This is a genomic window from Pseudomonas sp. TE31087 (assembly GCF_057284075.1).
This window is the reverse complement of record NZ_JBXVNN010000001.1, coordinates 427,489-437,500: the sequence shown is the minus strand read 5'-3', so window position 1 is coordinate 437,500 and position 10,012 is coordinate 427,489. Positions and strand designations below refer to the sequence as shown.

The following is a 10,012-nucleotide window of genomic DNA, read 5'->3' as shown; positions in this document are numbered from 1 at the left end:
GTCAGCCCTCTAAGCTTTCACAGGGTGCCTATCGGAGTGCAACGCCATGAACACTGTCGCCATCATCGCCATCGACCTGGGAAAGTTGAGCTTCCATGTACACGCTCAGGATGATCGGGGTCATGAGCTCTATCACCGCAGGTTCAACCGTGAGTCACTCATCCGCCACCTTGCCAATCTTGCGCCCTGTACGGTGGCGATGGAGGCCTGTGGTGGCTCTCATTTCATGGCGCGAGAGGTGACGAGACAGGGTCATACGCCCAAACTTATTCCCGCACAGTTCGTTCGCCCCTACGTGAAAAGCAACAAGAATGACTTTACCGATGCTGCCGCTATCGGTGAGGCGGCAACCCGCGATCAGATGCGCTTCGTGCCTCCCAAAACCGAGGCCCAGCAGGCGCTGGCGATGCTCAATTCACTGCGCGACAGCTTCATCAGAGACCGTACTGCCACCATGAACCGCATCCACGCTTATTTGCTCGAGGTGGGGGTCAGTTTGGCACCCACCTTCAAGGCGGTCCGGGAGCTCCCCATTCTGCTGGACGACAGTACCTTCTCACCGTTGATCAAGAAGCTGTTGCTGGACCTACATGCCCACTTCCGCTATCTCGATGATCGGATCAAGGCTCTGGACAAGGAAGTGCATAGCCAGGCCGTTAGCGATGATCTTGCTTCCCGTTTGATGTCGATACCTTGTATTGGCCCGATCACCGCTACCGCCCTGGCTGCGGAATTGGGTGATGGTAAGCAGTTCCGCTGTGGGCGAAATTATTCAGCCTCCATAGGCCTGGTTCCCAGGCAGCACACGACAGGCGGCAAACCTTGCCTGGGGCGAATCAGCAAGCGGGGCGACGGCAATCAGCGACGACTGCTGATCCAGTGCGCGAGGGTCTATCTGATTGGGCTGGAGCGCAAAACCGGCAAGCTGGCGGACTGGGTACGTGGCTTGCTACGTGTTCACCACCCCAACCTGGTGGTGTGCGCTATCGCCAACAAACTGGCCCGAATCGCCTGGGCCATCACGGCACACCACAGCGAATTTGATGCAGGGTCAAGCGCCATGAACGCTTGACCCTGCAGACACACGAGTAACAACCCACCTGGTTTTGCGATGCTGCACACAGATGACGTGAACGGTATACCGGCCTGGCGATCAACCTGAGCTCCTACTCGGCTTCAGAAGCCGAACAAATATCTAGGCTCGTCGGGCGCGATTTTCATCGAGGCGCGGGACCAACCTCCCACACGACGCCGTATAGATTGACGCAAACCAAACTCACGCACATCTCAGTACAGTATTGCAGAAATGGGGGTAACCATAGATGTAGGAGCGGCCTTGCGTCGCGATGCGCCGCGCGGGCGGCGCTCGATCTCATAGGCGCTGCAAGGCCCACGGCGAACACTTCCGAGACACCCCGCAATCCCAAGGCGAACACCTCACACACACAACACAATCCCAAGACAGGCACCTGGCGGCCATCACACCATCTATAAACCAGCCCCCACCCAACCCAACAACCCCCATCCCATCCTTGCCAACCCGCCTACCACTGCGCACTATATTGCGCACCCCTTGCGCGCACAATAATCGGAAACCCCCATGAACACCCCAAACCGCAGCCTGACCGCCACGCTGTTCCCCATCGGTCTGCTGCTGATCGCCATGGCCTCCATCCAGTCCGGGGCATCACTGGCCAAGAGCATGTTCCCCATCGTCGGCGCCCAGGGCACCACTGCCCTGCGCCTTATCTTCGCCAGCGTCATCATGCTTCTGCTACTACGCCCCTGGCGCGCACGCCTGGACGCCAGCACCCTGCGCAGTGTGATCATCTACGGCATGGCCCTGGGCGGCATGAACTTCCTCTTCTATATGTCTTTGCGCAGTGTGCCACTGGGTATCGCCGTCGCCCTCGAGTTCACTGGCCCACTGGCCGTGGCGCTATGGGCCTCGCGACGGGCGCTGGACTTCCTGTGGATCGCCCTGGCGGTCGCCGGCCTGCTGCTGCTGATTCCTGTCGGCCAGACCGGTGGCGGGCTGGACCCGGTCGGTGCCGCCTATGCCCTGGGGGCAGGCGTGTGCTGGGCGCTGTACATCCTCTATGGACAGAAAGCCGGTGCCGAGAACGGCATCCAGACCGCAGCCCTGGGCGTTGTGATCGCCGCGCTGTTCGTCGCCCCCATCGGTATCGTCCACGCCGGCAGTGCCCTGCTGACACCCGCGCTCCTGCCAGTGGCCCTGGGCGTGGCCATTCTGTCGACAGCCCTCCCCTACAGCCTGGAAATGGTCGCCCTGACCCGCATGCCCGCCCGTACCTTCGGCACGCTGATGAGCATCGAACCGGCCTTTGGCGCGTTGTCCGGCCTACTCTTCCTGGGTGAGAAACTCACCCTTTGGCAATGGCTGGCGATTCTTGCCATCATCACCGCGTCGGTGGGGGCGACACTTTCCATGAAACGGGACACAGCACCGCCCGTTGCCGCCGACTGATTTGAGAAATATTTGCATTTAGCTGACCTGCAACCTTGTACCACCCGGCCTGGCTGATTAAGCTGTCACCCAATCATCATCTTGACGCTATCTACTGGGCGGCACATGGACGCCGGGGATCATCAGGGAAGAGGCAAAGCGCAAACGACAGGTCCGTTAAAGCAGTCGGGCCGATAAGGACAGGAATGAAACGTATTTTGCTCATTCTGGGCATCCTGGCCATCGCGGGATGCGCCGCGACAGCCAACACCGAGGTGAAACGGGGGAAGAAGGGCCTGCACATCAACTGCTCGGGGCTCTCCTCGTCGTGGGACAAGTGTTATAGCAAAGCCGCCAGCGCCTGCAGCAGCAAGGGCTACAAGGTCATCGCCCGCTCCGGCGACACCGACGAAGAGCCTGGCGACTATGTATTCGGTATCAACCCCGCCGGTTACACCAGCCGCAGCATGATCGTGATCTGCAAATAACGAAAAGGGCAGCCAAGGGCTGCCCTTTCGCTTTCAGGCCCGCCTGTTTCAGATCGGCGCAGTACGCTGCTCCAACCATGCCAACGCGTCCCCAGCCAGCAACGGGGCCAGCCGTTCGCGCACCGTCTGGTGATAGCGATTCAACCAGGCAATGTCCTCGCTACCGAGCTTCTCGACGAGCAGGCAGCGCGTATCGATCGGGCACAGGGTCAGCGTTTCGAACTCAAGGAACTCACCGAACTCGCTGCTACCCGCCTGGCGGTTGACCACCAGGTTCTCGATGCGCACGCCCCATTCGCCCGACCGGTAGGTCCCCGGCTCGATCGAACTGATCATGCCCGGCTGCATCGCTGTCTGCGGCGCCGGCGCAGCTTGGTAGGCAATCACTTGCGGGCCTTCGTGCACATTCATGAAGTAGCCGACACCATGACCGGTGCCATGACCGTAATCGACCTGATCCGCCCAGATCGGCGCTCGCGCGATGGCATCCAGCAACGGCGAAAGAATGCCTCGCGGGAATCGCGCGCGCGACAACGCGATCATGCCCTTGAGCACCCGCGAGCAGTCGGCCTTCTGTGCCTGGCTAGGCTCACCGATCGGCACCATACGGGTAATGTCCGTAGTGCCCCCCAGGTACTGTCCCCCGGAGTCGATCAACAATAGGCCATTACCCTCGATCACGGCATGGGACTCGTCCGTAGCTCGGTAATGTGGCATCGCGCCATTAGCGTTGTACGCGGCAATGGTCGAAAAGCTCAACGACACATAACCAGGACGACGGGCCCGGGCCGCGCTCAGCTGCTCGTCGATGGTCAGCTCGGTGATCCGCTCCTGCCCCTGGTTCGCCTCGAACCAGGCGAAGAACTCGCACAGCGCCGCGCCATCCTGCTCCATGGCCTGGCGAATATGGACGAGGTCCCCCTCCCCCTTGCGCGACTTGCTCAGGGTAGTCGGGTTGATGCTCTCGACCAGCCGCACCTGCTCGTGCAGGTTGTCCAGCAGGCCACGGGTGACCCGCGCCGGATCTACCAGCAGACTCGCCGCAGCCGGAATCGCGGCCAGCGCGTCATTGACCCCAACGTAGTCGCGAACCTCGATACCATCGGCCGCCAGTACCTGGCGCAGGTGGCTATCGACCTTGTCACGCCCGACAAACAGGAACGCCTTGTCCTGGCTGACCAGGGCGAAGGAAACGAACACGGGGTTGTAGGAGACATCGCTACCCCGCAGGTTGAACAGCCAGGCGATGTCGTCGAGGGTGGCGATGAAATGCCAGTCGGCGCCCTTCTCCCGCAGTGTGCTGCGCAACTCGGCGAGCTTTTGCGCACGGTTGACCGTGGCATGGGGTGGCAGGTGCTGGTACACCGGATTGCCCGGCAGCGAGGGACGGTCGGCCCAGACCCGCTCCAGTAGGTCGAGATCGGTGCGCAACGTCGCACCACGCGCCTGCAAGCGCTCGCCCAGTTGCCGCGCCGAGGCCAGGGCCATGACCGCGCCGTCCACCGCGACGGTGCCGGACACTTGCGCACCCAGCCACTCCAGCGCCCCGGGCTCCCCGGGGCGCAGTTTCATCAACTCGATGCCGCTGCCGGCCAGTTCCTTGTCCGCCTGTTCCCAGTAACGACTGTCAGCCCACAGCCCGGCAAAGTCCGCCGTCACCACCAGCGTCCCCACCGAACCAAGGAACCCGGACAGCCACTGCCGACCTTGCCAATAGCCCGGCAGGTACTCGGACAGGTGCGGGTCGGCCGAAGGCACCAGCAGGGCATCCACGCCCTCCCGGGTCATGGCCTCGCGCACGCGGGCAAGGCGCGCCGGGACGGATTCGTGAAGGGGGGACTGACTGTTCATGCGCACTCCTGCGGATAGGTGTCGACGGGTCCAGGGCGTTGATAATGGAACAGCCGGCTGACGCCCGCAATCACCACGACCGTAACAAGGCATGCATTGCCCCAACTGCCCTGCCGACCGTCGATCCATCCTCCTGAACTAAACCGGCTGCGGGCCTTCACAACCCTTACATACCGTGCGTACGCGAGGCCGAGCATGCCCCACTCACGCGAACCGAAAAGCGCCGTCGTGCTGCTCGACACCCGCGAGCACACACCCGAGCATGAACGCGCAGTCCACCTGAAGATCGCCGATCACCTGGCGCGTCTGCTGGGTGTCGAGCGGGTCGAGCCTTCGCCCACGCAATCCGGTGCGACCGGCTACTACTATGTACCGACCCAGACCCTGGTCGATCAGGAGCGTCACGCAGCGCTGGGCATTCACGACGAACAGGACCTGTTCGGTGGCATGGTCAGCCATCCGCACATGGCCACCAAGGCCATCTCCCACCCGCTGCCGGCCGACGCCAGCTTCCCGCCCGGCTGGACCGACGCCTTCGCCCAGCATGCCAGTGACGCCCTGCTGCGTGGCTATACCGTGTTCTCCAAGGCCGATGCCCGCCGGGCTGCCGAACTGCTGCTGCGCGAAGGGCCGGTGCGCATCAAGCCGGTACAGGCCTGCGCCGGTCGGGGCCAGCAGGTGATCATCGATAGCCAGGCCCTGGAACCGCTGCTGGCGGCGATGGATGAACAGCAACTGGGCCTATGGGGCCTGGTGCTGGAGGAAGACCTCGACGCGGTCGAAACCTTCAGCGTCGGCCAGGTACGCGTGGCCGGGCTGACCCTGAGCTATCACGGCACCCAGCACCTCACCCGCGATCATGCGGGCACCGAGGTGTATGGCGGCTCCGACCTGGTGATCGTGCGCGGTGACTACCAACAGCTGCTGCAGTTGCCGCTCGAGGACCACCTGCGCCTGGCCATCAACCAGGCCATGACCTACGAGGAGGCAGCCGAGCGCTACTTCCCGGGCTTCATCGCCTCGCGCCGCAACTACGACATCGCCCGCGGCCAGGACCACCATGGCCACCTGCGCAGCGGCGTGCTTGAACAGTCCTGGCGCCTGGGCGGCGCCAGCCCCGCCGAGGTCCTTGCGCTGCAGGCCTTCGCCGCCGATCCGGCGCTGCAACGGCTACGCGCCTCGACTCACGAGGTATTCGGCGACGCGCAACTGCCCGCCGACGCCACCCTGTTCTACCAGGGCCATGACAGTGAACTTGGACAACTCAGCAAATATGCACGGATACGCGACCATGACCATCGAGAGTGAAACCGTGGAACTGCACGTCGAGGGTGACAGCATCGTCGGCACCCTGGTCAGCCCGGGCAGCCGCATGCCGGGGATCCTCTTCGTCCATGGCTGGGGCGGCAGCCAGCAACGCGACCTGGCCCGTGCCCGGCAGATCACCGGGCTCGGCTGCGTGTGCATGACCTTCGACCTGCGCGGACATGAAAAGACCGAGAGCCAGCGCCTGACCGTCACCCGCGAGCAGAACCTGGCCGACCTGCTGGCCGCCTACGACCGGTTGGCTAGCCACCCGTCGGTCGATCCCGGCGCCATCGCCGTGATCGGCAGCAGCTATGGCGGCTACCTGGCGACCCTGCTCACCCGTCACCGGCCAGTCAAATGGCTGGCGTTGAGGGTACCGGCCCTCTATTGGGACGACGAATGGGAGGCGCCCAAGCAGGCCCTCGACCGCCAGCGGCTCAACGCCTACCGCCTGCGTGACCTCGGGCCGGCCGACAACCGCGCCTTGGCCGCCTGCGCCGAATTCGCCGGCGACGTGCTGCTGGTGGAATCCGAACAGGACGACTATGTGCCGCACAGCACGCTGATGAGCTACCGCTCGGCCTTCGTCGGCGCCCACTCGATGACCCACCGCCTGGTCGACGGCGCCGACCACGCGCTGTCCAGCGAGGAAAGCCAGAAAGCCTACAGCGCCATACTCACGGCGTGGATCAGCGAGATGGTCATCGGCGCGCGCCTGGACCGCTACCCGCACTACGCGCCCTGGTATGCCTGAGTGCTACCCAGCTGACAATGCAGGCCGCCATCGGCGCCACGCACCAGGCTGCGCAGCGTCTGGTACGCGGCGAAGTTCACCCCGCGGGCCTGGTGCTCGCCCAGCAGGTCGAGGAACGGCTCCTCGATGAAGCAGCCGGCGGCGGCGACCCAGGCCTGGCGCGATTGCCAGCGCAGGTGCTGGAGCACTCGACGACCGTCGTCGCTGACCTGGATGCTGACGCTCAGCAGACCATCGCAGCGTTGCGCGAGGTGCTCGCTGCGCACCACCAGGGCCTCGGCCAGGGCGTCCTGGCGCAACGGTGGCACGTCGTACTCGATCATCTGGGTGAACCACAGGGAATGGGTGTTGGCCGCCATGACGCATCTCCTCGTTTCGGGCTCTTGCAGCAGATGGTCGTGGAGGGTAAAACCTCCAGCTAACTCAAGGTCAAGGATTTTATTGTCGATGAAGCCCCCTTCCGCCCAGGAGCGCCTGCTCAGCGTCGGCCAGCTGGCCGCGCGCAGCGGCGTGGCCGTGACCGCCCTGCACTTCTACGAGACCAAGGGACTGATCCACAGCACTCGCAACGCCGGCAACCAGCGCCGCTATCCACGGGCCATGCTGCGCCGGGTGGCGGTGATCAAGATGGCCCAGCGCCTGGGCATCGCCCTGGCCGACATCGCCAGCGCCCTGGAGGCCCTGCCCTGCGATCACACCCCTACCGCCGACGACTGGCAGCGCCTCTCGGCGCGCTGGCGCGACGACCTGAGCCGGCGCATCGACGAGCTGGTGATGCTGCGCGATCAGCTCGACGGCTGCATCGGCTGTGGCTGCATGTCGTTGAAGGAATGCCCGCTGCGCAACCATCACGACCGCCTCGCCGATGAAGGGCCGGGACCGCATCCGGCCACCACTGAGACTCAGCCGCTGATGACCGCGAAGCGCCGCCGGTAGTCGCTGGGGGTCATCCCGGTCAGGCGCTGGAAGACCTTGCGAAAGGCGCTGGGGTCCTGGTAGCCGACGCCCCAGGCGATCTGGTCGACGCTGCGCCGGGTGAACTCCAGCAAGCGGCAGGCCCGGCCGACCCGCACCTGCTGCGCGTATTCGGTGGGACGCAGGCCGGTGGCGGCGCGAAAGCGACGCAGGAAGGTGCGCGGCTCGAGGCCCGCGCAAGCGGCCATGTCGGCCAGGCTGGCATCCCGGGCGTCCTCGGCCTGCAACCAGTGCTGCACCTTCAGTACCGCCTCGTCGCCATGGTCCAGGCGCGGATGGAACAGAGCGCCGGGCAACGGCGCCGGCGAGGGCTCGACCGCAAGATAGCGGGCCGTCTCGCGGGCCAGGGTGTGGCCGAGGAAGCGCTCGATCAGGTGCAGGCCGAGGTCGGTCCAGGCCATCAGCCCGGCGGAGGTGACGATGTCGCCGTCGTCGAGCAGCGGCTGGCTGCCCTGTACCCGCACCCTGGGAAAGCGTTCGGTAAGGGCCTGGGCATAGTTCCAGTGGGTGCAGGCCGCCCGACCATCCAGCAGGCCGCTGCCGGCCACCAGGAACACACCGATGCACACCGAGGCCAGCACGGTGCCCTGGCCGTGCACCTGGCAGAGCGCGGCGCGATGGGCCTGCAACACCTCGGCCGAAGGGGTCGCCGCCAGGCTCGGCGGAATCATCAGCGCCCGCAGCGCATGGCCGTTCGCCGGCTGGCTGTCATGCACCACCTGCAACTGACCCGCTCCATCGAGCTGCCAATGGGTCACTCGCAGTACTGGCAGATCATGGGCGCCCAGCTGCGCGGCGACCCGGTTGGCCACCGCGAACAGGTCGGTCAGGCCGTGCACCGCCGCGCTCTGCGCGCCGGGATAGATCAGCACGCCGATTTCCAGGCTGTCAGTTTTTGCCGTCATTGTGTCGCTCGCGCCTATCCTCGATCAGGTCGCCCAAGCCTATAACTATCGGCAGTTCATCACTACTGCCGCAGGAGGCACCATGAGCAAGCGCGCCCTGATCATCATCGATATCCAGAACGACTACTTCCCCGGTGGCAAATGGACCCTGGACGGCGCCGAGGCGGCGGCCGACAACGCCGCCCGGTTGCTGGCGGCAGCCCGCGAGCGGAGCGACCTGGTGGTGCATGTGCGCCATGAGTTCGAAAGTGCCGACGCGCCCTTCTTCGTGCCAGGGTCGGTCGGCGCGCAGATCCATCCCAAGGTCGCGCCGGCGGCCGGCGAGACGGTGGTGCTCAAGCACAAGGTCAACAGCTTCCGCGACACCCAGCTGAAGGCGCTGCTCGACCAGCACGACATCAAGGCACTGACTATCGCCGGCAGCATGAGCCACATGTGCATCGATGCCGCGACCCGCGCCGCCGCCGACTTCGGCTATGAAGTCAGCGTGGCCCACGATGCCTGCGCAACATTGGCGTTGAAGTTCGGCGGCAAGTCGGTGGCGGCGGCCGATGTGCACGCCTCGGCAATGGCCGCGCTGGTGTTCGCCTATGCCAGGGTCGCCAGTACCGACGAGCTGCTGGCCGGTTGAGGGCTCAGATCACCACGTTGCGCACGAAACGCACCGGCTCCTGGCCATCGTTGCGGTAGGCGTAGCGACAGTTGCTGGGGAAGACGAAGAACTCGCCCTTGCCCAGTTGCCGCTCTCCTTCTTCTATGATCAGGGTCAGGCGGCCGTCGGTCACATAGATCTGCTCGCTCCAGCCGGCGGCGTCGGCTTCACTGGCATAGCACTCGCCGGGGGCCAGGGTCCACTCCCACAACTCGACCTCGCGGCGCGCCGGGCTGCTACCGAGCAGCACGGCGCGGCTGGCAGGGTGCACACCGGCCCAGGCCAGTTCTTCGATGCGGCTGGGATCGCGCCGGTCCGGCGCCTGGATCAGGGTGCTGAACGCCACCCCCAGCGCTTCGGCGATCAGGTCCAGGGTGGTGAGGCTGACATTCTTCTCACCGGCCTCGATGGCCACCAGCATCCGCCGGCTGACCCCGGAACGCTCGGCCAGGACGGCCTGGCTCAGGCCGGCGTCGCCACGCAGGCGACGAACGTTCTGGCTGACATGCTGCAGCACCGATGCGCGGTGCTCGGAATCTTTGTGCACTATATTGCTCACTGGTAGGGGATGCGCAGTATACTGCCCACTTTGCGGCGAATTGTGCGCCGCCC

The 10,012-nt window shown here is 64.9% G+C and carries 11 protein-coding genes; 7 read left to right on the top strand and 4 right to left on the bottom strand.

The features are described 5' to 3' along the window. The first annotated feature begins 46 nt into the window (after window positions 1-46). The 3 genes from ACZ899_RS01915 (at window position 47) to ACZ899_RS01905 (ending at window position 2,955) form a co-directional block, all read left to right on the top strand. Window positions 47-1,072, top strand: coding sequence for an IS110 family RNA-guided transposase (locus ACZ899_RS01915; RefSeq protein ID WP_485627223.1), 1,026 nt, complete (start codon window positions 47-49; stop codon window positions 1,070-1,072). Between the two features lie 528 nt (window positions 1,073-1,600). Then, window positions 1,601-2,488, top strand: a complete 888-nt coding sequence (gene rhtA, locus ACZ899_RS01910; RefSeq protein WP_203651943.1) for a threonine/homoserine exporter RhtA — start codon at window positions 1,601-1,603, stop codon at window positions 2,486-2,488. A 185-nt stretch (window positions 2,489-2,673) separates the two neighbouring features. Then, window positions 2,674-2,955 carry a hypothetical protein gene (locus tag ACZ899_RS01905; RefSeq protein ID WP_186714886.1) on the top strand — a complete coding sequence of 94 codons (282 nt, stop codon included), beginning with the start codon at window positions 2,674-2,676 and terminating at the stop codon, window positions 2,953-2,955. 48 nt (window positions 2,956-3,003) lie between these two features. On the opposite strand, the gene ACZ899_RS01900 is transcribed toward ACZ899_RS01905, so the two are convergent. After that, window positions 3,004-4,806 carry an aminopeptidase P family protein gene (locus ACZ899_RS01900; RefSeq protein WP_234560484.1) on the bottom strand — a complete coding sequence of 601 codons (1,803 nt, stop codon included), beginning with the start codon at window positions 4,804-4,806 and terminating at the stop codon, window positions 3,004-3,006. Window positions 4,807-5,001: 195 nt separating this feature from the next. Here ACZ899_RS01900 and ACZ899_RS01895 point away from each other — a divergent pair, with 195 nt between their 5' ends. Further along, complete coding sequence (locus tag ACZ899_RS01895; RefSeq protein WP_234560485.1) at window positions 5,002-6,114, top strand: DUF3182 family protein; 1,113 nt, start codon at window positions 5,002-5,004, stop codon at window positions 6,112-6,114. Next, entirely contained in the window at window positions 6,098-6,868 is a 771-nt protein-coding gene (locus tag ACZ899_RS01890) for an alpha/beta hydrolase family protein (RefSeq protein WP_203651938.1), read from the top strand. Before ACZ899_RS01895 ends, ACZ899_RS01890 begins: the two co-directional genes overlap by 17 nt. Here ACZ899_RS01890 and ACZ899_RS01885 read toward each other — a convergent pair. Then, complete coding sequence (locus ACZ899_RS01885; RefSeq protein ID WP_203651937.1) at window positions 6,847-7,227, bottom strand: antibiotic biosynthesis monooxygenase; 381 nt, start codon at window positions 7,225-7,227, stop codon at window positions 6,847-6,849. The two genes, ACZ899_RS01890 and ACZ899_RS01885, sit on opposite strands and share 22 nt — an antisense overlap. An 88-nt stretch (window positions 7,228-7,315) precedes the next feature. On the opposite strand from ACZ899_RS01885, the gene soxR reads away from it, so the two are divergent. Beyond that, window positions 7,316-7,804, top strand: a complete 489-nt coding sequence (gene soxR, locus ACZ899_RS01880; protein ID WP_234560486.1) for a redox-sensitive transcriptional activator SoxR — start codon at window positions 7,316-7,318, stop codon at window positions 7,802-7,804. Here soxR and ACZ899_RS01875 read toward each other — a convergent pair. Beyond that, window positions 7,771-8,748 carry a GlxA family transcriptional regulator gene (locus tag ACZ899_RS01875; RefSeq protein WP_234560487.1) on the bottom strand — a complete coding sequence of 326 codons (978 nt, stop codon included), beginning with the start codon at window positions 8,746-8,748 and terminating at the stop codon, window positions 7,771-7,773. The two genes, soxR and ACZ899_RS01875, sit on opposite strands and share 34 nt — an antisense overlap. Window positions 8,749-8,830: 82 nt before the next feature. Between ACZ899_RS01875 and ACZ899_RS01870 the strand changes: the two genes are divergently transcribed. Further along, window positions 8,831-9,379, top strand: coding sequence for a cysteine hydrolase family protein (locus tag ACZ899_RS01870; RefSeq protein WP_234560488.1), 549 nt, complete (start codon window positions 8,831-8,833; stop codon window positions 9,377-9,379). A gap of 4 nt (window positions 9,380-9,383) precedes the next feature. Here ACZ899_RS01870 and ACZ899_RS01865 read toward each other — a convergent pair whose 3' ends face one another. Further along, window positions 9,384-9,947, bottom strand: a complete 564-nt coding sequence (locus ACZ899_RS01865; RefSeq protein WP_203651933.1) for a helix-turn-helix domain-containing protein — start codon at window positions 9,945-9,947, stop codon at window positions 9,384-9,386. Window positions 9,948-10,012 lie beyond the last annotated feature (65 nt).

Bases quoted from the DNA above. Each gene is read 5' to 3' on its own strand.
- ACZ899_RS01915 (WP_485627223.1), top strand. From the start codon at position 47: ATGAACACTGTCGCCATCATCGCCATCGACCTGGGAAAGTTGAGCTTC.
- ACZ899_RS01905 (WP_186714886.1), top strand. From the start codon at position 2,674: ATGAAACGTATTTTGCTCATTCTGGGCATCCTGGCCATCGCGGGATGC.
- rhtA (WP_203651943.1), top strand. From the start codon at position 1,601: ATGAACACCCCAAACCGCAGCCTGACCGCCACGCTGTTCCCCATCGGT.
- soxR (WP_234560486.1), top strand. From the start codon at position 7,316: ATGAAGCCCCCTTCCGCCCAGGAGCGCCTGCTCAGCGTCGGCCAGCTG.
- ACZ899_RS01870 (WP_234560488.1), top strand. From the start codon at position 8,831: ATGAGCAAGCGCGCCCTGATCATCATCGATATCCAGAACGACTACTTC.
- ACZ899_RS01895 (WP_234560485.1), top strand. From the start codon at position 5,002: ATGCCCCACTCACGCGAACCGAAAAGCGCCGTCGTGCTGCTCGACACC.
- ACZ899_RS01890 (WP_203651938.1), top strand. From the start codon at position 6,098: ATGACCATCGAGAGTGAAACCGTGGAACTGCACGTCGAGGGTGACAGC.
- ACZ899_RS01885 (WP_203651937.1), bottom strand. From the start codon at position 7,227: ATGGCGGCCAACACCCATTCCCTGTGGTTCACCCAGATGATCGAGTAC.
- ACZ899_RS01900 (WP_234560484.1), bottom strand. From the start codon at position 4,806: ATGAACAGTCAGTCCCCCCTTCACGAATCCGTCCCGGCGCGCCTTGCC.
- ACZ899_RS01875 (WP_234560487.1), bottom strand. From the start codon at position 8,748: ATGACGGCAAAAACTGACAGCCTGGAAATCGGCGTGCTGATCTATCCC.